This is a genomic window from Actinoplanes sp. NPDC051470 (assembly GCF_040682035.1).
Lineage (GTDB): Bacteria > Actinomycetota > Actinomycetes > Mycobacteriales > Micromonosporaceae > Actinoplanes.
The window spans coordinates 26,215-52,113 of sequence record NZ_JBFBAA010000036.1 but is presented as its reverse complement, the minus strand read 5'-3'; the positions used below and the strand labels follow the sequence as shown (position 1 = coordinate 52,113).

Below are 25,899 nucleotides of genomic sequence, written 5' to 3'. Positions count from 1 at the left end.
GGGCACCCGCCAGGTCGGTGCCAATCAGATGAGCCCGGCGCGGATGGCGAAAGCCACCGCGTGTACCCGGTTGCGTAGCGACAAGCGGCTCATGATGCACCAGAGAATGTACTTGAGCGTCCGTTCGGACACGTTCATCGCCTTCATGATCTCGTTGGTCTCGAGCCCGGCGGCCAGGTGGCGGAGGACGGTGATCTCGCGTTCCGAGAGGACGGGCCGGGCCGGGTCTCCGCCGGTGATCGTCGCCAGGCGCCGGATCTGGTCGATCAGGTCGTCGCGGGTCACCACAACCCCCAGGCTGTCCATCGCGGCCGCGTTCCGGATGGCCGACTGGAGGTGGTCCTGGGTCGCCTCGGTGACGTGCAGGACGGTGACAACGCCCGCCTCGAACATCGCGTCGGGGTCGGCCGCCCCGCCGTCGGTGACGATGACCGCGACGGATCCGTGCTTCTGCGAAGCCTTCCGCAGGGGCCCGAGAGTCTGCACGACGAGGCTGCTCAGGTCGGCCACGACGACGTCGCTGGGCACATCCGTGGAGAACGGCCGGACGGACAGCTCGGGCAGCCACTCCAGCATCGCGGTGATGCCCACCTCGCGTAGCGGCTCGGCGGCCAGCACGGACACCGCGATCGTGTTGCCCATCGTTTCCTTACCCCGTTTCGCATGCCCGGCCGCCGACATCGGTAATGCCGAGAAACGTCCATTGAAAACGGGCCGTTCGTTGTCTGGGAACCAGAGAATAAAGTTCTTCCGGGTACGAACGAACGTGCTCGACCCGAAGTGCAGGATTGACTGCCTGTCCGTTCGAAGATGTCATACCGGGAACGTTCTCGCGTATCCACGGAAAGGAGATTCGCTTTGGTAAACGTTGTAGTCGCTGCCACGTCGCTGTCCGGCCATGTCATTCCAGTGCTGTCGGCGGACGGTCATCTCCGGTCGCTGGGCCATGACGTCGAATTCGTCGTCGAGGACCGTTTCGCGGAGCGCGTGCGCCAGGCCGGCGTCACCTTCATTCCGCTCGAAGGTTACGGTCGCGTCGGCGTCCGGTCGGTGCTCAGCGACGAGCGATACCGGCGAGCGGCTCGCACGATCAGCGACGAGTTCGCGCGTTACCGGCCGCTCGCGACGATCGCTTCGTACATCGTGTGGGACGGGGAGCACCCGGCCGGCTCGCGGGCATACATCTCTGCGCCAAAGGACAACGCACGTGCGTGCACCCGCGCTCGGCACCATCCTCAAGCGGCTCGGGTGTTGTGGCGGTCGAATGAGGGGTGGCATGGCGAAGGCGCGTAGGGGGCTCACCGGCCGGATGCGGGCGCGGGCCGAGATCGCGGGCCTGACGGCGCTGTTGCTCGCGTGCGGCACGGTAGCGGCATTAGAAGTGGCGCCGGCGATCGCGGATCCGCACCGGCTGATCGGCGGTCCGGTGCCGGACGGCGATGTGCAGACCATCGTGTCGGCCGCACTGTCCTGCCCGTCGCTGACCCCGCCGAAACTGGCCGCCCAGCTGATGGAGAACTCCGGGTTCGCCAACCGGACGGCCGGCGGGGTCAAGGGTGTCGCCGGGCTGACCGACGAGCAGTGGCAGCGGTGGAAGCCCTGGTCGTACGCGCGGCGCGGTGACCGGCAGGCCAACATCGTGGCCCTGGCCCACGGCATGTGCGAGACGGTGGGACAGCTCCGTGCCGCGAACCTGACCGGTGACCTGTGGAAGCTTGCGATCGCCGCCGCCCGGACCGGGCCGCAGGCGGTTCTCGACGCCCATGGCGTGCCGGCCCAGGCGGCCCGCTACACCGACCGGGTGGCCTCCTATGCCGTCCACTACGCGCGCGAGAAGCCCTTCCGGATCGAAGCGCCCACCACACCTCGGGCCGACCCGGGCACCAGCTTGCCCGTACCGGACGTCTATCTAGCCGACATCAACGCCGCGGGCCGCATCTGCCCGGCCGTCACTCCCGCGCGCGTCGCCGCGCAACTGCGGGCCGCGTCCGGGTTCAATCCCAACCTGCGCTCGTCGAGCGGCGCCGAGGGCATCGCCCAGTTCCCGGCGCGCCTGTGGAACAGCTACCGGACGGGCGCCGACACCTCGGTCTGGCGGCCTGCCGACGCCATCAGCGCGCTCGGCGCCGCCCTGTGCGATCTCACCAACCAGTTCAGCGGGCTCGGGGGCGCCGACCCGTACAGCCTGGCCGTCGGCGCGTTCCAGTGGGGCCCCGATGTCATCCGCCAGGCCGGTGGGCTGCCGCGCGCCAATCTCACCCAGCTGCCCGTGGTGGTGCAGCAGCACGTTCCCGAGTACGAGAGGGACCCGCGCCTGACCGTGTCCGCGGCCAAGCCCAGGCCCACCGTGAGCGTCAAGCCCGGGTCGTCCCCGGCTCCGACGCCCAGCTCCGCCGCCACACCGCGATCATCGTCACCGGGCGCCACCACCAGGCCCAGCAAGCGGGCGACCGCGAAACCGAACGTCACGTACCAGATCGAGAGCTACTGGGCCCACGCCATCGTGGAGGCGCGCGGTGTCGACGACAACCACAAGGACGGCGACCGGATCGACATCGCCGACAACAAGCATCAGAAGGACCAGTACTGGCGCATGCCGGCGGCGCCGGTACCCGGTTACGTGCTCATCACCAACGCGTACAACAACATGTCGTTGAGCACCGAGAACTCCTCCACCGACAACCTCGCCAAGATCGTGCACAGCGTCACCAACCGCGACGACCCGCACCAGCATTGGCGGATCGAGGACGCCGGCAACGGGACCGTGCGCATCTTCAACCGGGCCAGCGGCAAGGCGATGGATCTGCTGGGCGAGGACCGCGACCCGCCGTTCGCCGACGGCACCAGCTGGAACACCTACTTCGTCCAGCAGTACGACGTCGATCCGACCGCCCAGGACATGCTCTGGATCCTCCACCACTGACCGACGGGTCCGACTACGGTGCGCCTTCGGTCGGGACCCGGGTCGGCGCCGGCCCGGCGCACTAGCCTCGGTTCCTGGCCCGGCGGGTACGACGATGGCTTGGGACGGTGGGGGAGAGGTTGGTCCGGTGGCTTCGCCGACGGGAACAGCCGTCCGGCACTCTCGTCGTCGACTGGAACGGCTCGTCCGCGGTGATCTCACATCCGGACGACTCGCCTCTGGTGCTCTGGCAACTGTTGCGTGATGCGGCCGCGCCCGGTGACGACGTACTGATCATGATGTCCGGCCGGGCTGTGCGCGACACGTACGGCGGTTCGGCGATCCGTGGCACCGTCGAGCGCGCGGCCCGATCCTGGCGTACGCGGCGGGTCTGGATAGCCGCGGACGGTGTCGGACGTCCCCGCGGCGCGCATGCGGCCTGGTTGCACCGGCTGGCCGAGCGGACGGCGGTGGAACTACTCGTCCCCGACGGATCGGTGCGGGCGACGACGGACGGCACCCTCTACGTCGCGCCGGATGCGGGCGCGGCGGGCTGGCGGTCGTTCCGGACCGGCGGCACCGCGACCGTGGCCGCCCTTCGCCACCCGGTGCCCTTCTGGGAGCGGATGGTTCCCCGCGCCCCGGTATCGCTGGCCGGTCTCCTCGGTGATCCCGTGCCGGCCGGGTTGCTGCTGCGTCTGCCCCATCGGGCGCCGGCCGGCGACGACGACGCGTACCGGCTGCCGGTGGACCCCCGCGGTCCCGCCGTGGTGATCCAGGACATCGGTGTGCCGCCCGTCCACCCGTCGCAGGTGGCGGATCTGTTCGGCGGACTCCCACCGGGCACGGTGGTGCACCTGGAGACGAGACTGCTCGATCGGAGGTTCGCCGGGCCGGAAGCCGCCTGGGTTGAAGCCCTCGACGTGGCGCTGGTGGCGCGGCAAGCGCGAAGCATTCCGGTGGATCCGTACGCGCGGCTGTCCGTCGAACGCCGCCTCCGCGGTGACGGGCCCAGTCTCGTCGACCAGGGATGGGTACGTGCCGGCAAGCGGCGCTACCAGCACGTGAGCGAAACGGCGTTGGTGGCCGACGTGAAACCCGCCGGGATCATGCTGCGTCTCAGGGATGCGGGTAAGCCGGAAGACCGGGCGTTCGTGCACCCGGACAAGGGCGTCCTGATGCTCGAGTCCGCGGCCTCGGCCGGGCTGGCCGAGTCGCTGCGCCGGGTCCTGGCCGGCCTGGCCGGCCGGGCCGGCGTCGTGGTCGCGGGCGGCCATGACGGAGCCAGGCGGCTGGTGGAGGTCCTGGCCGGTGGTTACTCGCCGCCGTCGTCCACGACGAGCGACGCGACGGTCGTGTTGTCCGCCCCGCCGAGCGATCCGGCACCGGCTCGGCCGAGCGACGAGGACAGCTCGACGGCCGTCGTCAGGTCGCCCGAGCCGGGCGCACCCGAGGCCGGCGCCGGGTGGCAGATCAAGTGGGCCGCGGACGGCACTCCGTGGGCGTCGCCCACCGGAGGCGCTGGTGAGCGTGGGTGAACTTGTCCGATCAATCGTTCGGCACTGGAGGGTTCATGAAAGGCACACTGCTACGGCGGGCCGCGGCGATGCTCGTATCCGCCGCACTGGGCGCGGGGCTGTGCGGTGCGCCGGCGCACGCGGCCTCCGACGACTACGTGCACTACTACACGGTGGCGTCCGCGTCGGAGAACCTCATGGAGATCGCGCAGCGGTTCCTGGGCTCGCCCGCGCGTTCGACCGAGATCTTCAACCTGAACACCGGCCGGCGGCAGCCGGACGGCGGGCGGCTCGCCGATCAGAACAGGCTTCAGGCGGGCTGGTATCTGGTGCTGCCGTGGGACGCGGTCGGATCCGGCGTGGCGTACGGCATCCTGCCGACCGGGAAGCCTGCTTCGACGCCGGCTGAGACACCGCCTGCGAAGCCTCGGGTTGACCTTCAAAGCGTTGCGCAGACGAAGATCAAACCCAAAGGATCGGCGACCCCGGGTACGTGCACCGCGGCGCCCGCCACGGGTAAGCCCTCCCGCTGGGGGATGCTCAAGCTGGCGGCCGAGCAGGCGTGGAAGCACAGCCGTGGCTCCGGACAGCTGGTCGCCATCGTCGATTCCGGCGTGGACGGCCGGGCTCCGCAGCTGTACGGCCGGGTCACGACCGGCGCCGACCTGGTGACCGTCGGCCCCGGTGACATCGACTGCCTGGGCACCGGCACGGCGATGGCGGGACTGGTGGCGGCCAAGCCGCTGAGTGGGCTGCCGTTCGGCGGCATGGCGCCCGACTCGAGCGTCATGCCGGTGCGGGTGGTCACCGACGGCAAGACCGTGAGCAGGACCAATCATGCGGCGGCGATCGAGACCGCCGTGGGGGCAGGCGCTTCCGTGATCGCTCTCGGACCCTATGTGGATCTCGACGACGGAGCCGTGGTGCGGGCCGTACGAAACGCGATCGAACGCAATGTCGTCGTGGTCGCCCCGGCCCCGGTGGCGGGTCAGGCGCCCGGCTTCGCGGGGCTGCCGGACGCAGTGATCGTGGTGGGCGGTGTGGCCGAGAACGGTATGCCTGCCGCGGTGTACGCTCCGCGAACGGTCGACGTGGTCGCGCCCGGCGTGAACATCACCAGCATCGGCAACAACGGCGCGGGGCAGCGGGCGGACAGCGGGACGCGGTATGCCGTGGCACTGACCGCGGGCACGGCCGCGCTGGTCCGCTCGGCTCACCCGGAACTGACCGCACCACAGGTCGCCCACCGGGTCACGGTCACCTCGGACCGGATGAAGGGCGCGCAGCCCGGCGACAGCTACGGCAACGGCATGGTCGACCCGGTGGCCGCCATCACCCGCGAGCTCCCCGAGGAGGCCACGTCCGCGAGCGGCCTGGGCGGCCGGCCGGAGCCTGGCAACCGGCTGGCGTGGTTGAGCCTGGTGCTGATCGTCCTGGTGGGAGGGCTGCTCATAACGCTGCTTGTGTTCCGGATCCGGCATGCGTTCCGGGCCGGTACGGCGAGCCCCGATCAGCTGGACCTCGACTGGCCGGCAGACCCGGCGCCGAAACTCTGAACTCCAACCTGGTCAGCGGAACTAACCACCGGCCAGTTGCTCGGTCCGGTCAGCCCGATCCCGTCACCACATCACGTTCGGCGGGGGTTCGAGCGGGCCACAGTGCACCCTCGATGAAGAGGTGTTGTCGGGCTCCAGGTGCTGCGCGTGGACCAGTCTGCGTCCGGCGTACGTGTGCTGGTAGTTACCCGAGACGGCTCGCGCCTGATTCTGGCCCGCAAGCTGCTGCCGTCATCGCCCGGGAGGCGTCAGACCCCGTTCCGTCGGCGCATCCGTCACGGCCGCAATGAGCGGCCGGGGCGCCACGTCCCTCACGATTGAGGATGAGACGTGACGCCCCTGGGCGCATCAGGTGGTCGACGGGACGAGTTCGTCGGGGGTGGTGCGCTTCTCCTCCAGTTTCGGGTCGCCTTCGTCGGCGAAGTAGTCGTCCGGCTGGGTGCTGTCGATGCCGTCGGTGGTCTTGGCGGCCCGCAGGATCAGCGTCACCACGACCGCGACCAGCAGGTTGACCAGGACGGTCACGAAGCCGACGTAGATCGTCTTCTTGGTGTCGAACCCGAAGTCGGACAATGGGAAGGCCGAGCCGCCGAAGTGCGCCCGCTTCGTCGCCGGGTTCGGGATCTGCCACAGCATCCAGAAGCCCAGGCCCATGCCGGCCGCCCAGCCGGCGATCAGCCCGCCGCGGTGGAACCACCGGGTGAACAGGCCGAGCGCCACCGCGGGGGCGGTCTGCAGGATGATGACGCCGCCGATCAGCTGCAGGTCGATGGAGAACTGCGGGTCGAGGAAGATGATGAAGCCGACCGCGCCGACCTTGACCAGCAGCGAGACGACCTTCGCGACGCTTGTTTCCTGCGCGTGGGTGGCGTCCTTGCGGAAGTACTCCTTGTAGATGTTGCGGGTGAACAGGTTGGCCGCGGCGATCGACATGATCGCGGCGGGGACCAGCGCGCCGATGCCGATGGCGGCGAAGGCGATGCCCGCGAACCAGGCCGGGAACTGGGTGTCGAACAGCAGCGGCACCACCGTGTTGGTGTCGAGTGTCCCGGCTTTCGCACCCGGCAGCGGTTTGACCCCGGCCGAGATGGCCGCGTAACCGAGCAGCGCCAGCAGCCCGAGCAGGAGGCTGTAGGCGGGCAGCGCCGACATGTTGCGCTTGATCACGTTGCGGTTCTTGCTGGCCAGCACGCCGGTGATGGAGTGCGGGTAGAGGAACAGCGCGAGCGCCGAGCCCAGGGCGAGCGTGATGTATTGAAGCTGGTTGTTGGCGTTGAGCGTGATGCCGTCATTGGGCGCCGCCGAGGCCGCGAACTTGTCCTGCGCGTTGTCGAAGATGCTGCCCCAGCCGCCCAGCTTGTAGGGCAGATAGACGATCGCGACCAGGATCACGATGTAGATCAGGGTGTCCTTGACGAAGGCGATCAGCGCGGGGGCGCGCAGACCCGACTGATAGGTGTACGCGGCCAGGATCGCGAACGCGATGATGATCGGCGCGTGCCGGGCGATCACGCTGTCCCCGGTCATGCCCATCGTCTTGAGGACCGCTTCGATGCCGATCAACTGCAGCGCGATGTACGGCATGGTGGCCACGATGCCGGTGATCGCGATCAGCAGCGCCAGGGTCCTGGACCCGAACCGGTTCCGCACGAAGTCGGCCGGGGTGACGTAGCCGTGGCGGTGTGACACCGACCAGAGCCGGATCAGGATCAGGAAGAAGATCGGGTACATCACGATGGTGTACGGCACCGCGAAGAATCCGGCCGCGCCGGCGCCGAAGACCAGGGCGGGTACGGCGACGAACGTGTAGGCGGTGTAGAGGTCACCGCCGACCAGGAACCAGGTGACCCAGCCGCCGAAGCTGCGCCCGCCCAGCCCCCACTCGTCGAGGTGGGCCATGTCCTTCGGTGCCCGCCACCGCGCGGCGACGAAGCCCATCGCGCTGACCAGCAGGAACAACAGCGCGAAGACGATGATCTGGGTGATGTGCTCACTCATTGGGTCACCGCCTCTTCGTGGTCATGCGGTAGACCACGGTCGTGGTGGTCACGCCGAGGAGGATGAACAGCAACTGAATCCAGTAGAACATCGGGAAGCCGCCCAACCGGGGCGACTCGACGTTGAACAGGGGAGTGAGCAGGGGAACCACGGCCGGGACGATCAGCAGCCAGTTCCAGGGGCTGCGATCCGAACGCGGGTTTGGGGTTGTCATAGTGGGTTCGGCCACCGGCCGTACCTCCGCCTTGAGCAGCAACAGAGTCGTCGAGATGCTAACGACGACTCATCCCGAAGCCTACTAATGTGGCCGTAAAGGCACGAAAGGTGAGCTGGCGGCACACGCCGCCGCCGGCATCATCCAGCTGAAACGTGAGAGCCGAGGCGGGACGGTGCGGAACTTCGGCGGCCGGTCCGAACGCTTCTCGGGTGGTGTACACCGCGCCACCGGGCCGATCTCTTCGAGGCGCCTCCTCGTGCGGTGACACCCGGCTCTGTGTGGTCGATGAAGCGCCGGAGGCGCCGCACGAGACCGAACTCGCCGCGATCGACCTGGCGACGTCACGGGAGCTTTGGCATGTGCCTTCACCGCATCGCGGTTCGCCTGCTGGAGACCCACGGGTTGGAGGTCCGCCGCCTCGAGCCGTGACGGATCGCCTCGGCCTCACCCCACGCCCCCGGCCCGCCGCCGACAAAGGTCTCTCGCGACTGTAACCGACCCGGCGGTTCGCGAGTGTCCAGTGCGAGGGCGGGCGCGGATGCCGGCCGAGGCCATGAATGAGGCGAATTGGATGACCTGGAGGTCGCGTCACCGATCAGCGTGTCGGTCCTGGCGACAGAACCATTGCGAGAGGCCGGGATCAGGGAGGTGTTGCGTCGATCGGCCGGCGTGACCCTCCGGTCGTTCGTCCCGGGTGAGCCGCACGAGGTGATCGTCGCCGATCTGGGCCGGCTGGTGGATGACTCGCTGCGGCCGCTGAAGCGATCCCACGAACGGTACGGATCGGTGACGGTGGCAATCGTCGACAAGACGACGGAGGTGGATCTGCGAGCGGCGGCAGGCGGCGGCGTGGTGGGGGTGATGCACTCGCTCGACACCGGCCGGAACGGTTTGCTGTCCGCCGTGCTCCGTGCCTCCGGCAAGATCGGCCGGCCGGGTGCAGCACGACTCGATCAGCTCGCCGAGCAGATGCGCCGGCTGCGTGACAGCCACGCCGACGTCCGAGCCGTACCGGAGCTGTCCGACCGTGAGGCCGAGGTGCTGCGCCGGATCGCGGGTGGCCTCGACACCAACCTGGTCGCGCAATCCATGCAGCTCTCGGAACGGACGGTGAAATACACCCTCTGGTGCATCATGCGGCGCTTCTCCTTGCACAACCGGGTCCACGCGGTCGCCTTCGCCATCCGAGCCGGCGTCATCTAGATCCAGCACAATCCCGCAGGGTCGTCAGCCGCTGTCCATCCTGCTCAATCTCCGGGAATCGTCAGCCCGACGCGGTACGCGCGAAGGACGGCCACCCGCAGCAGGCCGTGGACGGCATCGCTCCAGGACTGCCCGTCGGAGAGCACGGTGAGGTACCGGCGCAGCACGTACCCGGAATTGACACTGAGCTGGCGTACACCCTTGATCTGAACCACTCGGTCTGCGAATTGCTCGTTGATGGTCATGAGATCGATGCCAGGAATCGGCGAGCCCGCTGAAGTGCCCCGCGAGAGGGAAGAGTGCGTCACCCGTCTGATCTAACGGGCAGGGAGTCTGTCCATCGGGTCCACCGCCCGCGCCTCGATTGTGGACCGCCGCAGGAGGCCGATACCGTTTCGTCGTGTCCGAGAATCGTACCGAGGTCCTCGCTGATCGTTACCGGTTGGTATCACTCGTCGGTGAGGGCGGCATGGGCCGTGTCTGGGCGGCGAGGGACGAGCTTCTCGGCCGTGAGGTGGCGATCAAGGAGCTGGTGCCCCCGAGCGGCCTGACGGCGCGGGAGCGCGAGGATGTGCGCGAGCGGGTGATCCGGGAGGCGCGCGCGATCGCGTTGATCAACCATCCGAACGTGGTCCGCGTCTTCGACGTCCTGTACGAGCGGGGCGAACCGTGGATCGTGATGGAGCTGATCCGGTCCCGGTCTCTGTTCGACGCGGTACGCGAGGACGGACCGCTCGCCCCGGAACGGGTGGCCGAGGTCGGGCTGGGCGTGCTGGCCGGCCTGTGTGCCGCCCACGAGGCGGGATTGCTGCACCGCGATGTCAAGCCCGCGAACGTGCTGCTGGCGTACGACGGACGGGTGGTGCTGACCGACTTCGGCGTGGCCCTGGTCGCCGGGGACAGCGCGATGACCTCGGCCGGGGTGCTGCTCGGCTCACCGTCGTACCTCGCTCCGGAGCGGGCGCTGGACGAGCCGATCGGGCCGGCGGCCGACCTCTGGTCGCTCGGCGCGACGCTGTACGCCGCGGTCGAGGGCCGGCCTCCGTACACGAAGTCCTCGGCGGTCGCGACCCTCACCGCGATCGCCGGTAGCGAACCGCTACCCGCACCGGCCCGGGCCGGTGCGCTGCGACCGGCGCTCTACGCGTTGCTGCGCAAGGATCCGGCGGTACGCGCCGACGCCACGACCGCCGAGCGACTGCTGCGGGCCGCCGCGGAGGGCAGGACGCCGGCCGCGGTGGCGAGTCCGGCGGAAGCGCCGGTGGCCGGGCGCAGGCGATGGCCCCGGATCGCCGTCGGTGCGCTGGCCGCCGCGCTGCTGGTGCTTTCGGTGACCCTGGTCCTGAACGGGCGGGAGGATCGGCCGCTGATGGTGACGCCGGTCGCGCAGCCCTCCGTACCCTCGGGTCCGCTGGAATTCAGTGCCGTACCACCCGCGCCGCCGCTAGCGTCTTCACCCGCCGGACCCGCTGCCGCGCCCGTCGCGCCGGCGAGCCCGGCCGTCCGCAAGGCTGGGGAGCGTCCGCGGCCGGTGCGATCGTCGGCGGCGGCGAAGCCCGCCACGAGCAAGAAGGCGGCGGTCGGCGGGATCGATCCGGCCCGGTGGTACACGATCTCCAACCGGATCAGTGGCATGTGCGTGGACGTCCGCGAGTCGAACACCGCGGTGCGAACCCCGGTTCAGCAGTTCGCCTGCACGACCTCGGAGGCGCAGAAGTTCCGCTTCGTGCCCACCGATGGGGGGTACATGCGCATCGCCACCCGCCTCGACACCACCAAGAATCTGGACGTGAAGGACGAGTCGAAGGCCGATCACGCCCTGATCCAGCTCTGGACCTACAACGGCGCGCAGCAGTGGCGCGCGGTCTCCGAAGGCGGCGGCTACTACCACTTCATCGGGCGGGCCAGCGGCAAGTGCCTGGACCTCCCCAAGGCCACCACCGCCGAATGGGTCCAGCTCGAGCTGTACACCTGTCTCGGCAAGGGCGCTCAGAGTTTCCGGCTCAACGAACTCTGAAGCGCATCGCCGTTTCCGCGGGGGGATATGCCGGCGATGAAGCCGTCGCGTACGACGCCGACGAAGCGGGTCAGCCCGAATCCCGACTCGTTGCGTCGCCGGCCGCCGAAGTGCACCACCACGTCGATCGAGGACCAGGGTTCCCATTCGTCGGTACGGCCGTACATGTAGACGCCGAGGAACACTCCGCGCGAGTCGCGGTGTCGTAGCCGACATCGCGAGACTCGCCATGCCCCGGCAGGTCGAGGGTCAGAACCCGACGTCCCGGCACAGTCCAAAAAGGATCCGGCGTTCGAATACCCAGGATGACCGGCCGCGCACGCTTGCATGTCCGTCCGGACAAACGCCGTCCCCACCATTCGGAAGGGCGTCAGGATCCAGAATCGCACGGAACTCTGAGCAGAGAGGTGGAACGGCAATGCGGATCGTCAGAGCCATCGTGGCCGGGCTGTGTGCCGTGGTACTCCTCGCCGCTCCGGCACCGGCGGCATCAACGACTTCCGATCCTGGGGCGTCGGGTCCCTACTCGACGGTCTCGGGCGAATACGACCTGCCGCCGGTCGCGATCCCGGACGTGCAGGAACCGTCGGAGATGCGTGCGCTCGTGGTCGCCCCGCGCAACGTCAGCGGGTCTGCGCCGCTCGTCGTGTTCCTGCACGGCTTTCACGAAGTGTGCTGGAACGGGGACGAGACCGGCCTCCTGTGGCCGTGTCCCGCGGGCTTTTCCGCGGTGCCGAGTTACCGCGGCTACCACGCGATCCAGCAGCACCTGGCCTCCTGGGGCTATGTCACCGTCTCGCTGTCCGCCAACGCGATCAACGCTTTCGCGTATCAGGACAACGCCGAACAGGCCCGCTCGTCCCTGATCCGGCTGCACCTGTCCCGGTGGGCCGACTGGTCGGGCGCGGGCCGCGGCCAGGCGCCCGAGGCGGTCCGGGCGGCGCCGCCGGTCGACCTCTCCCGCGTCCTGCTGATCGGGCATTCCCGGGGCGGGGACGGCGTCAACCGGGCCGCGATGGACAGTGTGGTGCCCCCGTCGGCCGAGGTCGATGGCGCGCCCGGCCCGGCCCGGTGGCGTATCCGTGGCACGGTGCTGCTCGGAGCGAGCTCCGTGAGCCGGAATCCGGTGTCCGACGTGCCCTCGATGAGTTTCCTCCCGGGATGTGACCGGGACGCCGCTGAGCTCCAGACGCAGGTGTACGTGGACGGGACCCGCGGCGTGGGCCAAGGCGTCGCCCTGCACAGCGCGGTGTTCCTGCCCGGCGCGAACCACAACTTCTTCAACTCCGAGTGGACGCCCGGCGAGGCCGCCGCCCCGGCCCGCGACGACGTCACCAGTACGACGGATCCGCTGTGCTCGCCCGGCGCGCCGCGCCGGCTGACCGCCGCCCAGCAACGAGCGGCCGCGGCCGCCTACTTCGTGGCGGGGGCTCGGCTGTTCCTCAACGGTGACGACCAGATGCGCCCGTTCCTGGACGGGTCGGTCGCCCGGGCTCCGGCGCTCAGCCACGCGCTGGGCGGGTTCCGGTCTCCGCTGCTGGTCCCGGCGGCGGGAGTCGGCGTCAGCGGTGACGGTACGTTGTGCCGGCTGACGTCGTGCGACCTGGAGGCTTCCCCGCACGTGCTGACCGGTGACCCCGGCGTGCGGTATGCCGTGTCGGTCTCGTGGTCCACTGCGGGACGGCCGGTGCTCCTGCGCCCGGCCCAGCCGACCAAGATCACCGGGGCCACCACGCTGGCCATGCGCGTCGTGGTGCCGCCGAACACCTCGAGCACGACGTTCGACGTCGCGGTGAGTGATCGTACCGGGCGGCGCTCGGTGCTCGGCACAGTCCGGCTCGACGGACTGCCCGGCTCCCCGCTCACCCGGTCGGCCTGGGCGCAGGAGGTACGCGTACCGCTGCCCTCGGCGGTCGACCGCGCCGGTATCACCGCGCTCGAGCTGACTCCGCGCAGTGCTTCCGGCCGCTTGTGGCTGCTCGACGCGTGGGGCTGGCGGCCGGGCACCCCCGATCCCGGTACGCCGGTCCCGGTCCGGGTCGATCTGTTGGACGGTGACGACTCGGTCGGGGCCGCTCAGCTGACAGTCCCGCTGCGGGTAGCCGGCGCGGGCACCGGCGAGGTGCTCTTGTCCGTTCGGAAAAGCTCAGTGACCGTCGCCACCCAGGTGGTGACCGTGCGGCCGGGTGACTCGGCGGTCGAGGTGCCGGTCGGGGCGCTCAGCAGTGGCAAGTACGTGGTCACGGCCACGGCAACACGGAACACCGTGGTCGGCGACGTCAACGGCGACATCAACGTGAGATGACGTTCGTTTCCATTCCCGGCGAACACGGAGGTTACGGTGACCGAATCGGTCTGGGGGACAGCGGATGAGCGCATGCGTGCGCTGCTGGGGCGGCTGCCGGCGGACGTGCCGGCGGTGGTGGACCAGCTGACGAAGCTGCAGGATGCTCTGGAGCGGGTGCCGCCGCTGCTGGCGGGAAACCCGCTGGCCGACTTCAACAAGCTCTACCTGAACATCACGCTCGACGTGCTGGCCCGGCTCTCCGAGAAGCGCTTCGAGGACCCGGCGTTCATCTCCCGGCTGGACGTCGAGTTCTCCGGGCGCTACTTCGACGCGCTGCGCGGCTTCACTGACGGCGGCGCGGGCTGCCCGCGGACGTGGCGGGTGTTGTTCGCCCGGGTCGCCGGCCCTGACGCCCGGCCCCTGCCCTCGGCCGCGGCCGGCGCGAACGCGCACATCAACTTCGACCTGGCGTTCGCGCTGGTCAGCACCTTCGACCAGGCCGGGCCGGGCCCGGCCGACGACAGCGCCCAGCACCGTGACTACCTGCAGATCAACAAGATCTTCGCGGACGCGATCCCTCAGCTGCGCCGCGGCTACCTGGACAAGTGGCAGCTGCTGGTGGACACCATGAACGGCGAGCTGGACGACTGGTGGCAGGGCGAGGCGATCGCGTACACCCGTAATGTCGCCTGGCGCAACGCCCAGAAGCTGTGGACGCTGCGCTCTGATGTCCAGGCGACGGCTCGTTTCCGCGACACGCTCGACGAGACCACGGCGGCGCTGGGACGCCTGCTGCTCTCACCGATGGGCGAACTCCTGCAGTAGAGGCCGACCGGCGGCCCGGCTTCGTGGGGAGGCCAGGGCCGCCGGTCGGCTGCGTCGATTCGCGCCGGCTCAGGCGGACTCGATCGGCGGAGGAGTCATCAGCTTGGCGACCGCCCGATGTACGTCGACGTCGTCGACGGGCGGCACCCGGTAGTCGCTCGCCCTGACGTGGTCCATCAGCCGCGGGTCGGGAGCGATGCCGTAGTTCTCGGCGTAGTAGGGGATCGCACCGGTCCAGACGAACGTGCCGTCGGTGGTGAAGGTCTGCGGCACGACGAGTCCGAGCGACTGGTCGAACAGGTCCGCGTCGCGCTGCGTGGTGGTCAGCATGACCGGGCACGAGCGAAGGTAGTCCAGCAGACGCGCCGGCTGGTCCGAGTCGGCGAGCAGCGGATGGTCGACGTCGAAGGCCGGACCGGTGCGCGGATCGAACCGGTCGAAGACCCGGGCCACCGTGACCGGCCGCAGCGGTTTCGCGGCCCACAACAGCGCCGACCGGCCGAGGGCTTCACGGTGGTACGCCTGAGGCTGCGAGCCCGGACCCAGCGCCTCCACCTCGGCATCGCCGACACCCTCGTCGGACAACGCGGACTGGAGGACCTCGCCGCCGGCGATGGCGCTCAGATCGTCGACGCACTTCAGAACGAAGACCGGGACCGGTTCTCCGTACGGCTCCGCCGGATCCCGAAGACGCCAGGACCGCCACAGGCCGTACGCGCCGCCGACGTCCTTGACCGCGGCCACGGCGACCTCATCGGCCGGCTCCAGCGTCGCGGGGTCCGCGGTCAGGTCGAGCAGCACGGGCACGGCGGCGCCATCCGTCACCAGCTCGGGATCCAGCGCCAGGAACTCACGGGCCGCCGATCCGGCGTTCCGCACGACCAGCGGCGTGGCCGGGCCGACCTCGTCCACGGAGACGAGCGACCCGAGCAACGCCACCTCCGACGGCGAGATCGACACACCCTCATCGGCCGCACCCGCGAGAAACACTTCCGCCGCCTCGGCCAGCCGGCCGTCGGCGACCAGCCACCGGACCTCGGACAGAACCGCACCGGACAGCCGCCCGGCGGCCGCCAGAGCGAGATTGTGGAGGCCAAGGACGGTCGCGTCGATGTCCTCGGATACCAACATGAATTACTCCTTCACAGTCGGGGTGCGGCACGGAGTGCCTGGCGTACGGCGTCCATTGGTTCGGGAAGCGGGCCCGGCACGGCACCGGTCGGGGGGATGGCGTCTCACACCGTTCCGCCCTCGGGCCCGCCCGGTTCCGAATCCCGATCGGTGCGCGGCAACATCTCCGCCAGCGTCTCGGCGTTCATGCCACTGCCGGCGGCGGCGGCGATCTCCTCATCTCCGACCCCTCGGGAACGGTGGCTGATGACCAGGGCAGCGAAGCCGTCGAAGCTGCCCGCCGCGAGCTCAGTGCGCAATGCACGGCTCTGTCGGGCGTTGAGCGTGGCAGCCGGCCGGGCCGCTCGAGCGGCGCCGCTCGAACCCTCACCGGCCGCCTGAGCGTGCCGAGCCCGCGCTATGCGTTGCGGATCCTCGAAGTCCTGCGGGTCATATGCGCGCGAACCGCTGCCACCCCCTGCGCCAGCGGGCTCGAACTCGGAATCTTCATCCGAACCCGCGTCGGACGACTCGCCATCCAGGTGCATGCCCGACATCGTGACCGACAGCTCCGAGGACGCGGAATCCTCCTCGGAGCTGTCGTCCGACATTGCCGTGAGGTTCCTGGCGTAAGCCGAGAACCCCCGGTCATACACATGTAGATCATCCGACAGATAGGTGACGGGATAGTTGTACGAAAGCATTTCCAGGATGAGCCGGTCGGCCCGACGACCGAAGCCGTCCCTCGGCACGGCGATGTTCGGTCTTCCTGGTCTCCATTGCCGCCACTGTCGGGCGAAGTCGGACGGGAGAGCGGCGTGCAACTCGTCATAGAGCAGACCGCGCCGGGCGGCGTCACCGGACATCTGTACGTCGCCACGCCGCGCGAGATAACTGCGGAACGTGGGTTCCGACCAATGGAGGACAGCGATCAGCCGGCTGATCGGATGGGGGTTCGGCTCGGCACGCAGCTCATCGAGATGGGCGAGGAATTCAGCACGCCGACGCGGATTGTCCAACGCCGCATCGGCCAGCGCCCGCAGGCGGACGGCATCGAAGCCTTCCGTATTCGCGGCGGAATTCGGTCGAAGACCTTGACGGTCGGCGTACGCACCCATGTCTCTGTAGTGGGTGTGCAGTTCCTTGGCGATCCGGGTAACGCTGACCTTGCCGGCGAGCAGCTTACGAATAGCGTCGTCCGCCCGTGGTCCGAGGCTCGATCCCGTACTGTCCCGGTTCCCTCCACCCCGGCGGACCCCGTGATCCGGGTGCGGTAGCTGTATCAGGTTCTGGCCTTCCCGCCACGACCGCCAGCGCTCGGTGAAGCCGGATGGCCATCCTTCGAGCAACTGCCTCCAGAGCGCTGGGTCGGCCTCTTGCTCGCGCTTGTTGAGCAGGTCGACACGGTTGTTGATGTCAATTCGATGGACCCCGGTGATACGCGTCAGCTCACGCATGCGCTCGTCGCGCTCGTGATCGTCTCGTGCGGCCGCTAGATGTTGACGCAGCCGTACCGTGAAGTTTCGCTGCGGTGAGCGCTTCCGTGTGCCTCTGGTGGCTGCGGCCAGACTCTTGAGTTCTGCGACCTCGGCCGGCGTGAAGTAGGAGTCCTCCGCACGCCTCTGCCGTTCCGCCTCTCGTTTGGCCAATTTCTCCAGCCGCTCCTCCAATTGGTTCACCGGCCGTTCGGTGAGCCGTGCGAGGTCCCCGATGCCGACCCCGCGGCGGCGGAAATCCCTCAGCCGCCGGGTGAAACGATCGGCGACTGGTTGGGCGTGATCCTCGCGAGCCGCGGCGGCGGCCCGCAGCAACTCATCGATCTCGGCGTCGGACATGCCCAGGGCGCGGATGCGCGCGATCCGATGCTCCGGCACGCTCTCTCGCGCGGCCAGAGTCGCCAGGCTTCTTCGCAAACCTTGCGTGTCCCGGCCGGTTACCCAGCCGAGGTCTTTGATGTCGGCACCACGATCGATGAGGGCCCTCACCCGGCGGCTCAGATCCTGGTAGAAACTTCCCTGCTTGGACGCCCTCGCAGCGTCTCGCACCGCGTTGATCTCAGCGTCTGTCACACCCCTGAGCCGCAGTCTCAAATACGGTGCGTGCCGGCCGGCCACGTGCGCGATCTCGTGGATGTCGATGCCTTCATCGAGGTGGTGCTCGACTAGGCGGTTGAAGACATCGCCGGCAGCACCGGCCGGGTCGGTACGGTCGCGGCTCGACGCGTCTCGCAACGCCGCCTTGTCGGCCGCGGCAAGGTTGTCACCCAGGCGGCGCCGCCCGAGTGAGTCGAACACCTTGATCTGACGATCGACCATTTTGCGGGGACGTGATACGAACCCTTGTTCGGTCTCGCTGACCTCACTGTTCGACGGCGTGTTGTCAGGCTGGGCCGGCGCCTCGTGAGGGTCGACGACCTTTTCCGGGCCGTGCGGCGTGCCCTCGTAATGACCTGGGCGGGGAGGCTGACGACGGTACGCCGACGAGCTGACCCTCTGATTGAGCTGCTGCCTGAGGTAGTCGAGCATGTAGTTGCCGGGCCGACCGTCAGGGTGATGCATCGCCCAAGGAAGGTGCATCGCCACGTTCTGCATGGCGTTGTGACGCAAACCCCCGTTGTTGGGGTTGTAACGCACGTCGTAACCGGCGTCGGCAGCGTGACGCAACACGCCCTCGCACACCATGCACGGCCGGAATTTGCCGATCGTGCGGACCCGGCCCGCCTCGCTCGGATCCAGCGAACGCAGCGCGACAATGTTCTTGAGTTCGGCGTGCATCACGCCGTCGGCCGGCGCGTGCCTGACGAAGACGATGTGATTGGCGAATTCGTCGCCGATCAGCACGTTGCGCAGATGTTCCCGCTCGGCCTCGGTCCGCGGTTCGGCCTCGACCACCGTCCAGCCCTTGAGGTTCCGCAGAACATCTGTGGTGTCGTTGTGCCGGTTCCCGTCGTAGCCCTCCCGCAATTTCACGTGCGCAGCCTTCACACCGTGCGTGTAGTTCGTCGCCGCATTTCCGCCCTCGCTGGGGCCACGGCCGGCATCAGGGTGCCCAAGTGCCAGGAACGACCGGAATTGCTCGGCCGGTGTCTCGCCCGGCTGCTCGCCCAGCAGCTGGACCGCCTCGTCAACCGTCGCGTTCTGGTTGGAGGCAATCAGGATCCGGCGCCACAACCACGTGGTCTGGATCTCGTACTCATGATCCTTCGCCTTGGTGGCCTTGCCGGCCCGGCGGGACTTCCGGCGCCGCTGAGGCTTGGCGGCCCGCTCGGATGCCGAGCTCTCCGGTTCCGACTCGCCGTACACGTCATCGGTGCTATTTTCGCTCTCGCCGCCGCTTTCGTACGCGCTCGAGTCGTCCCCACTGGGCTCGTCATCGCTCTCGTACGCGCTCGAGTCGTCCTCACTGGGCTCATCACCGCTCTCGTACGTGCTCGAGTCGTCCTCACTGGGCTCATCACGGCTCATCCGGTCGTCGTCGACGCTGACACGTTCACCGGCGTCGGGGAGTTCGATATCGCTGGACTCCAGATCGCTGAGCTCACTGTCACTCGACCCGGGGTCGCTGAGCTCACTGTCACTCGACCCGGGGTCGCTGAGCTCACCGTCGCTCATTCGGTCATCGGCTCCGGCCAGCTCGTCGTCGCCGCCGTCGGTCGGCAACTGCTGGCCCTGCCGGTGAAGCACATCGAAGAAGGCGAGAGCGAGATGCCTCTGCGACTGCTCGGCCCGCTCCTCCGGGGTCCGGTCGTACGGGCGCGGGTACCGCTCCCGGATCGTCCCGGTGACACGCGGCGCGAACGGGTTGCGGAGCCGCTCGAACCGGCCGGCCACAATGCGGTACTGAGTACGGAATTCCGGCGTCCAGCCGTTCTCGGCGGGCAACTCGCCCCTGGCGCGTTTGTTCGGTCCCTCGCCAGGATCGGATCCGGACTCGGCTCGCCGCTTGCCCTGACTCGACGGCAGGATCCGACGCGACCCGGACTGACCATCCTGCTGGTTCATCGCGCCGCGAGGGCCTCGGCTGGAGTGCCGCTCAACGTCTGAGTCCGACTCGTCGGCCACAGCCATGATCGCGTCACTTCCGGATGCCGCGTCATCGTCGATCGACGGGCGAACCCTCGATGTCTCACCGGTCCGACTAGTCGCCGGAGGCGCGGGAGGGGAGGTCTGTGATCGCTGCTGGCGGTCGGGTTTGGTCCAGTTGGTGGTGGTGTGGGGTAGGGGGTTGGGGATGGGTGTGGGTTGGGTGGTGTGGGTGAGGGTGTTGGTTCCGGGTTGGCGGGTGAGGATGTTGAAGTGTGCGGGTTCGAGGTGGGGGGTGCCGTTGTGGTCGTAGGTGAGGGTGCCGACGAAGCCGGGGGGTTGGTCGGGGGTGGGGTTGATGGGGGTGTGGTAGGTGGTGTTTGGTGCGGCGATGCTGGGGTGGTTGGGGAGGGCTTTGAGGGTGTTGTTGAGGTAGGTGGTGGTGGGGCCGCAGGCGATGAGGACGATTTTTTTGCCGGCGGAGTCGGGGTGTCTGGTGATTGTTTCGGCTAGTTGTTGTTCGGTGATGTGGTGGTTGTTGAGGTGGGGGCCGTGTTGGTCGGCGTGGACGAAGGCGCCGAATTCGTCGGGTTTGAGGTGGTAGTTCTGGGCGGCTGTCTGGTTGTCGGTGTCGCTGGGGTGCAGGAGTAGGACGCGGTTGGGCAGGGATGCGTCGGCGAGGTGGTGGGGTGTGGCGGGGAAGGGCGGCCTCACAGTGGGACTGGAGGGGGCATTGTTATGGGGCCGCAGGGTAAGCACGTCCTCTGAGTGTGCTTCGGCCGCCGGCGTCGACTGACCGCCTGCGACACTCCCGGGGGTCGATGCTTCGGCGATGGTGGACCACAGGAGTGATCCGTGTCGGCCGTCGCTGACAGCGGAATCGATGGTCTGGCGAGTCTCCATGAGCCGGTCGGTGGTGATTCCGTCGAGGCCGTATTGTCGTGCAGCTGCATAAGCCGCATCGAATAGACCTTTCACGGATGCCGCGCCGACGTGCGCTGCCAACGCAGAGACGTCGGTCAGAGCGGATGACACCCGTTCGTCGGCGCTGCCCAATCCGTCAGCCACAGTTATCAACCTCGAAGCAAGATCACCGAGTACGAATCCGGCGTCTGCATTGCCCGCATAATAGTAGAGGTCTCGGCTGTCCTGACCCAAGGCTGTAACTGCCCAACCGTCGGCCTCGGACGATCGTATGGAGACACCCGCAGCCTCGTAGAGCTCCTTCGTGACCTGAAAAGCGTTTGTTCCCGGGTTGGCGTGGATCTGCAGAATGGCGGGATCGTTGAGTGCGTCCGCTCCCCAGTCGCGGACCAAGGATCGCACGGCAAGTGCGACCACTGTCGACGTCGCAACACCGGCAGCGCCGACCATGATCAGGGGGGTTGCACTACCGAACGACGGAGGCGAACCCTGGAAATCGGCGGGACGTACCCACCAGGTTTCGGTTGGCAAAACTTCGACGACCCAGGAGGCGTAAAACTCGAATACCCGCGGCTTGGATGTGGCGGCGAAGATTCCCTGCCGGGCCATGTCCATCGGACTAACGAAGTCGATCCACTCCTCGAACCGGGGCTGCTGTCCGCGAACAAGCTTGAAATGCGCCAGCGCTGAATCGGAGAAGATTGGGTCGAAACCAAGCATGTTGGCCGGAACACGGAGCCGTCCGCCTGGGTCGAGCAGAGCGAGTTGCACAGTTACGTCGTCGCGACTCATAGCTGTCGTTATTGTGTCGGGCAGGAACTGTGTGCCGTTCGGAGCGCCCTGCTGCGGCTTTTCCTGCCCGCCCCGATTCCAGCGTGCTTGGAGCTCTTCCAGGCCGAACGAGGCGGCTTCGGCCGCGTTCTCGCGGTAGGCAAAGTCGGCTGCGATGGCCAACCGTGCGATAGCTCCCAAAATCTTGAGCTGGTCGGCAACGTCGGGCGACAGATGACTGGCACCGTCATTCAGAGCCCGCTCAATGTTATCGATGGCCCGATCTAAACGTTGATCGAGCAGATTACGCAACACCCTCAGGTCTGCGCCTGCAGACGATGGAAAGTTTTCAGACGCGATCGCTACGGCGAGCCCATATTGGGGATCGTCGCTGATCATCGGGTTTGCCCATGCCGCGTCCAGAACGCGCTGAGGAGTCTTAGGGAACCACATCCTCAGAACGTCCGGACTGCCCCAGCCTGCGACCATCCGTGCTACTGAGAACCATTGCTCGACGTGACCAGTCTCATGGAGCACAACGGTGCTTAGTTCTTCAACACGCGTTGCCGCGTCGATCCATATTTCCCACTCATCGCGGGAGAAACTTCCAGCCCTGCTGCCTAGCTGATCAATTTCAACGTCTGGTGTGGAGAACTGTCCTTGATCGGCCAAGAAGTTGACCAGCTGACTTGCTGCGGCCTTCGTGTCGCCGGCCAGCGACAGCCCCGTCGCTTGCGACTGGATCAGCTCGTCGTAGCCGTGAAAGACCTCATCCGACGCCAGGCGTGAAACAATCGGCCGATCCGACTCGGAAGCATTAAGGCGATTCGACGGGGCCGAGACGTGGACGGTGAGATTCAACTCGGCGAACCATCGTCGGACGTGGTCGAACGACAAGTCTCGGTCAAAGGCCGACCGGGCCGCCGACGCGAACTGGCTGTTCGCTTGCCACTCCTCAAGCACAACGTTGTTGCCGTCGATCGAGCTGATCGGCCATGCGCCGGCAAGGACGTCGCTCGGCACCAACCCCGTGGTCTCCACGTCGAACCCGATACTGCTCGTGCGCCCGCCTCGGAAAACGCCGATATACAGGTGACTTCCCGCTTCGGGCCGGCCACGGAGACTGTCCGTCTGCCAGCCCGTCACGGCATCTGCCCCGGAACCGCCGCCGGGCGGATACAGCCCCATAGCGAAGACCACCGGGGGAGGCGCCTTGGACACCGTAACCGCAGTCGACGCAATCTTGATGGAACGTTCCCGTCCGATGGCCTCATCAAGTGTCCGAGCCTCCGCAGCGAAGGGCGGTGACGGGACAGCCTCACGGAGCGCTTCAGAGCCGGGGCGTCCTTGGATCGCGGAACGTGGCTGCGGAAGAGACTCCTTGACCTGTTCTGCGGTGAAGGGACTCGAGGCATACACCTGTGACCATAGGGGGAGGTGGTCGTCACCGTCTTCGAGGCTGTGGAAGGTCACCGCGTATTCGCCCGGCTGGCCGTTCGGGTGCGGCGTCGCAGTCCAGCGCACATGAGTCAGATCTTCAAGCTGGGTGCCTACCGGCAATCCCTTCCCCGACACGGATATATGACGCTCGGAAATCGTGAAGAAGCCATCAGCGGTGTCTCCCCTGGGCTCGCGGGTGATTTCGACTGTTTGTGGGCGGCCGATGATTGGTAGGCGTTGGACGGCCCAGGTCGTGGTGTGGGTTGCGGGGAGGGGGTCGGGGATGGGGGTGGTGTGGGTGGTGTGGGTGAGGGTGTTGGTTCCTGGTTGTCGGGTGACGATGTTGAAGTGTCCGGGGGTGAAGTGGGGGGTGCCGTTGTGGTCGTAGGTGAGGGTGGCGGCCCAGCCGCTGGGTTGGTCGGGGGTGGGGTTGATGGGGGTGTAGTAGGTGGTGTTTGGTGCGGCGATGCTGGGGTGGTGGGGGAGGGCTTTGAGGGTGTTGTTGAGGTAGGTGGTTGTGGGGCCGCAGGCGATGAGGACGAGTTTTTTGCCGGCTGAGTCGGGGTGGGTGGCGATTATTTCGGCTAGTTGTTGTTCGGTGATGCGGTGGCTGTTGAGGTGGGGGCCGTGTTTGTCGGCGTGGACGAAGGCGCCGTATTCGTCGGGTTCGAGGTGGTAGTTCTTGGCGGCTGTTTGGTTGTCGGTGTCGCCGGGGGGCAGGAGCAGGACGCGGTTGGGGTGGCTGTGGTCGGCGAGGTGGTGAGGGGTGACGGGGAAGGGCGGCCTCGCAGTGGTGCCGGACGTGCTGTCTTCCGCGCTCCAGCGGGCGGTGGAAGAGGACTGCGTGGCGTTGTTGCCGGCGGTCGGCGTCGACGGAATGGCTGACGCAGCCTCCGGAATGCCCCACACCGCAACCTTGCGGCGGTCGCTGGGGCTTGACACGTCCGGACGGATGCCTTCGGGGGCAATGGATGGACCGTCTCCACGCGAGGTGAAGATCGGCACGACGGCCGCGAGTTCCTCCTCGGTCAGGAGTTCAGCCAGTTCTGCGCTGAGCTCGCTCCAAACGGCGCGCGCACGATTATCACCCTTGTCCCGGGCGTGCTTAGCGCCCCTCCACGTTCGACTGCCGCCGCCTTCAAACATAATGTTGTAATCGCGGAGAGCCTTCAAGGGTTTCGTTTTAGGATTGATTTTCACGTGCGAGGCGATCAGCCTGGCCAAGGCGCGTACTTGCCCATCTTGGCCACTTCGCATCGCGTCGTCGTCCATATCGAAAGTGGCCCGGATCTGGCCGAAACTGGGATCGAGCGGGTCGACACGACGCATCACGTCCTGATGCAGCTCGCGACGATTCTGTCGGAGGGCCGCCTGCGTGGAACCCCATCGCACATTGCGGCCATACGTCCGCAGCTCCTGCACCACGAGGCCTTCTGGGAACCGGGGTGCGCCGTCGGAATCGCGATTGTGGTCCAACTCCGGGAAATAAAAGCGGATCCCCAGAGCTTGGTATTGATTCACCGGTTGGGCGCCGGGAACGACCGCGCTTCGCAGGTAGTCGGCCGCAGTCAGATGACTGTTCCTTAGTAGGGCACCTCCCGGATTACGGAATTCCTGCTCGAAACTGCGGGTAATGCTACCCATGATTTCTTTGCCATGCTCCACGACGTAATCCCGAACGCCTTTCGGAAGGCCTTCGCGATAGCCGTCGAAGTTCGTACGCTCGACAACGACCAGGTTTGACTTCCAAGCGTCATTCTTCGAGGACTTGACTACTGCACCGAAATGGGTGTAAAGATGCGTTATGAAGCCCTGAAGAGATCCCGCGTCCTTACCGTTGAGACCGGCCGAAGCGCCGTACGGTGCGGCAAAGGAGCGAGCCTGGTCGAGCAGATCTTCGGCATCGTGATTGTAGTTCGTGCTTTGTGCGTAAGTCAGGAAGTCTGGAACGACGTACGGTGGCGTACCCACCGAGAATTGCACTCCGAGGATAATCGGAGACCCCGGGTCTGGTCGCCTGACGCGGACCTTGCTTGCGAGGTGTTTGACTGTGAAACCGTAATTCCCCAGTTGATCCAGAGTGGTTTCCTGATCGATGTTCTCAAACCAGTCTAATATCTCGTCCAGGGCCCGCTCGACGTCTCTGGTCGCCAGATGCCCCACGTCGCCGGCGAACATCTTGACCGGCTTGGTCACCACTTCCGGTACCCATTTTCCGCCGTGCTCCTCGACCACGATCTTGAGGTAGTTGTTCTCGGCGAGGACTTTCGATCGGGAATCGGTCTCCAGCATCAGATCATTGATCGTCTGCTGGTTCATGATCAGCTCAACGTTCGTTGCTTCGCCCTCGGTGCCTTCGGCCAGGCGGACGCCGCCGGTGGCGCCCGTCGGCTTTTCGGCGGTCACGCCGTCGAAGGGCCGGCCGCCGTCTACTTCGTTCACGACATCCCAGACGTCGCGCCCGAGGGTGCGGTTGGAGGGAACGAACAGTAGCCAGCTCTGGCCGCCCTTGGTGACCAGGACCGCGCCGTCGCGGCCGGGTGCTGTGGCGCCGGCGGTGACGTCATCGGCCGCTGCCGCCACGTCGCTCTTGCGGGCCTCGGCGAACCGCTGCGCGATGCCGTTCGGCAAACTGCCGGCGCAGGACAACAGGAACACCGTCTCGCCTGGAGGCAGATTTGGTGCCGTCAGCTCGTGCAGTTCCTCGGGTGTAACCAGCCTTTCCCCCGTGTCCTCCCAGACCCGCAGCCGGACGTCCGCGGCCACGCCATGCACCAGGATCATCGGAAACTTATTCTTGCCGACGGGCAGATTGCCGTGCTCGAAGATTCGCTGCAACTCGTCCGGCGAAACCAGTGCTACGACACGGCGTCCGCCTCGATCAAGCACCTGCGCCGGGCCCAGGCTCGGGGCATGCACAGGAGACGGCTCGCGATCGGTGTGGTAGTCGGATGTTATGGATTGTTCGAGGGCGTTGGTGAGTTCGGTGCTGTCGTCGGGTTCGGTGGTGGGGCCGGTGTGGTAGTCGGATGTTATGGATTGTTCGAGGCCATCGGTGAATTCGGTGCTGTCGTCGGGTTCGGTGGTGGGGCCGGTGTGGTAGTCGGATG

General features: G+C 67.4%; 16 protein-coding genes. 9 read left to right on the top strand and 7 right to left on the bottom strand.

All coding sequences use genetic code 11. The features are described from left to right. Window positions 1-24 precede the first annotated feature (24 nt). Window positions 25-642 (bottom strand): LuxR C-terminal-related transcriptional regulator, encoded by a 618-nt coding sequence (locus AB0M54_RS40285; RefSeq protein WP_364477341.1) that lies wholly within the window; start codon window positions 640-642, stop codon window positions 25-27. 216 nt (window positions 643-858) lie between these two features. Between AB0M54_RS40285 and AB0M54_RS40280 the strand changes: the two genes are divergently transcribed. From AB0M54_RS40280 to AB0M54_RS40265, 4 genes are all read left to right on the top strand, one after another. Beyond that, window positions 859-1,293 (top strand): glycosyltransferase, encoded by a 435-nt coding sequence (locus AB0M54_RS40280; RefSeq protein ID WP_364477338.1) that lies wholly within the window; start codon window positions 859-861, stop codon window positions 1,291-1,293. Beyond that, on the top strand, window positions 1,277-2,923 hold the full coding sequence (locus tag AB0M54_RS40275; RefSeq protein WP_364323891.1) for an RICIN domain-containing protein: 1,647 nt from the start codon (window positions 1,277-1,279) through the stop codon (window positions 2,921-2,923). Before AB0M54_RS40280 ends, AB0M54_RS40275 begins: the two co-directional genes overlap by 17 nt. Before the next feature lie 107 nt (window positions 2,924-3,030). Further along, complete coding sequence (locus tag AB0M54_RS40270) at window positions 3,031-4,440, top strand: hypothetical protein (protein ID WP_364477335.1); 1,410 nt, start codon at window positions 3,031-3,033, stop codon at window positions 4,438-4,440. 35 nt (window positions 4,441-4,475) lie between these two features. After that, window positions 4,476-5,975: a S8 family serine peptidase gene (locus AB0M54_RS40265; protein ID WP_364477332.1), complete on the top strand. Its 1,500-nt coding sequence runs from the start codon at window positions 4,476-4,478 to the stop codon at window positions 5,973-5,975. Window positions 5,976-6,323: 348 nt separating this feature from the next. Here AB0M54_RS40265 and mctP read toward each other — a convergent pair whose 3' ends face one another. Both mctP and AB0M54_RS40255 read right to left on the bottom strand, forming a co-directional pair. Further along, on the bottom strand, window positions 6,324-7,973 hold the full coding sequence (mctP, locus tag AB0M54_RS40260; RefSeq protein WP_364477329.1) for a monocarboxylate uptake permease MctP: 1,650 nt from the start codon (window positions 7,971-7,973) through the stop codon (window positions 6,324-6,326). Between the two features lie 4 nt (window positions 7,974-7,977). Further along, on the bottom strand, window positions 7,978-8,187 hold the full coding sequence (locus AB0M54_RS40255; protein WP_364324231.1) for a DUF3311 domain-containing protein: 210 nt from the start codon (window positions 8,185-8,187) through the stop codon (window positions 7,978-7,980). Window positions 8,188-8,757: 570 nt separating this feature from the next. On the opposite strand from AB0M54_RS40255, the gene AB0M54_RS40250 reads away from it, so the two are divergent. After that, entirely contained in the window at window positions 8,758-9,393 is a 636-nt protein-coding gene (locus AB0M54_RS40250; protein WP_364477326.1) for a LuxR C-terminal-related transcriptional regulator, read from the top strand. Window positions 9,394-9,437: 44 nt separating this feature from the next. On the opposite strand, the gene AB0M54_RS40245 is transcribed toward AB0M54_RS40250, so the two are convergent. Beyond that, window positions 9,438-9,638 (bottom strand): hypothetical protein, encoded by a 201-nt coding sequence (locus AB0M54_RS40245; RefSeq protein ID WP_364323901.1) that lies wholly within the window; start codon window positions 9,636-9,638, stop codon window positions 9,438-9,440. Between the two features lie 155 nt (window positions 9,639-9,793). Here AB0M54_RS40245 and AB0M54_RS40240 point away from each other — a divergent pair, with 155 nt between their 5' ends. Beyond that, window positions 9,794-11,410 carry an RICIN domain-containing protein gene (locus tag AB0M54_RS40240; RefSeq protein ID WP_364477323.1) on the top strand — a complete coding sequence of 539 codons (1,617 nt, stop codon included), beginning with the start codon at window positions 9,794-9,796 and terminating at the stop codon, window positions 11,408-11,410. Here AB0M54_RS40240 and AB0M54_RS40235 read toward each other — a convergent pair. After that, a complete protein-coding gene (locus tag AB0M54_RS40235) occupies window positions 11,383-11,595 on the bottom strand; it encodes a hypothetical protein (RefSeq protein ID WP_364477320.1) in 213 nt (70 codons plus the stop codon). The two genes, AB0M54_RS40240 and AB0M54_RS40235, sit on opposite strands and share 28 nt — an antisense overlap. A gap of 233 nt (window positions 11,596-11,828) precedes the next feature. On the opposite strand from AB0M54_RS40235, the gene AB0M54_RS40230 reads away from it, so the two are divergent. Together AB0M54_RS40230 and AB0M54_RS40225 are read left to right on the top strand one after the other, a co-directional pair. Beyond that, window positions 11,829-13,715, top strand: coding sequence for a hypothetical protein (locus tag AB0M54_RS40230; protein ID WP_364477317.1), 1,887 nt, complete (start codon window positions 11,829-11,831; stop codon window positions 13,713-13,715). 36 nt (window positions 13,716-13,751) lie between these two features. After that, entirely contained in the window at window positions 13,752-14,522 is a 771-nt protein-coding gene (locus AB0M54_RS40225; RefSeq protein WP_364477314.1) for a DUF5995 family protein, read from the top strand. A gap of 69 nt (window positions 14,523-14,591) precedes the next feature. On the opposite strand, the gene AB0M54_RS40220 is transcribed toward AB0M54_RS40225, so the two are convergent. After that, window positions 14,592-15,653, bottom strand: coding sequence for a hypothetical protein (locus tag AB0M54_RS40220; protein WP_364323910.1), 1,062 nt, complete (start codon window positions 15,651-15,653; stop codon window positions 14,592-14,594). A gap of 104 nt (window positions 15,654-15,757) precedes the next feature. Then, a complete protein-coding gene (locus AB0M54_RS40215) occupies window positions 15,758-25,573 on the bottom strand; it encodes a hypothetical protein (protein WP_364477311.1) in 9,816 nt (3,271 codons plus the stop codon). On the opposite strand from AB0M54_RS40215, the gene AB0M54_RS40210 reads away from it, so the two are divergent. After that, window positions 25,559-25,899: hypothetical protein (locus AB0M54_RS40210; RefSeq protein ID WP_364477308.1), on the top strand; the 341-nt coding region annotated here is incomplete at its 3' end. The two genes, AB0M54_RS40215 and AB0M54_RS40210, sit on opposite strands and share 15 nt — an antisense overlap.

Excerpts from the sequence above, each read along its gene's own strand:
- AB0M54_RS40215 (WP_364477311.1), bottom strand. The coding sequence starts at position 25,573 with ATGATCCTGGTGCATGGCGTGGCCGCGGACGTCCGGCTGCGGGTCTGG.
- AB0M54_RS40255 (WP_364324231.1), bottom strand. The coding sequence starts at position 8,187 with ATGACAACCCCAAACCCGCGTTCGGATCGCAGCCCCTGGAACTGGCTG.
- AB0M54_RS40265 (WP_364477332.1), top strand. The coding sequence starts at position 4,476 with ATGAAAGGCACACTGCTACGGCGGGCCGCGGCGATGCTCGTATCCGCC.
- AB0M54_RS40245 (WP_364323901.1), bottom strand. The coding sequence starts at position 9,638 with ATGACCATCAACGAGCAATTCGCAGACCGAGTGGTTCAGATCAAGGGT.
- mctP (WP_364477329.1), bottom strand. The coding sequence starts at position 7,973 with ATGAGTGAGCACATCACCCAGATCATCGTCTTCGCGCTGTTGTTCCTG.
- AB0M54_RS40275 (WP_364323891.1), top strand. The coding sequence starts at position 1,277 with ATGGCGAAGGCGCGTAGGGGGCTCACCGGCCGGATGCGGGCGCGGGCC.
- AB0M54_RS40220 (WP_364323910.1), bottom strand. The coding sequence starts at position 15,653 with ATGTTGGTATCCGAGGACATCGACGCGACCGTCCTTGGCCTCCACAAT.
- AB0M54_RS40285 (WP_364477341.1), bottom strand. The coding sequence starts at position 642 with ATGGGCAACACGATCGCGGTGTCCGTGCTGGCCGCCGAGCCGCTACGC.
- AB0M54_RS40230 (WP_364477317.1), top strand. The coding sequence starts at position 11,829 with ATGCGGATCGTCAGAGCCATCGTGGCCGGGCTGTGTGCCGTGGTACTC.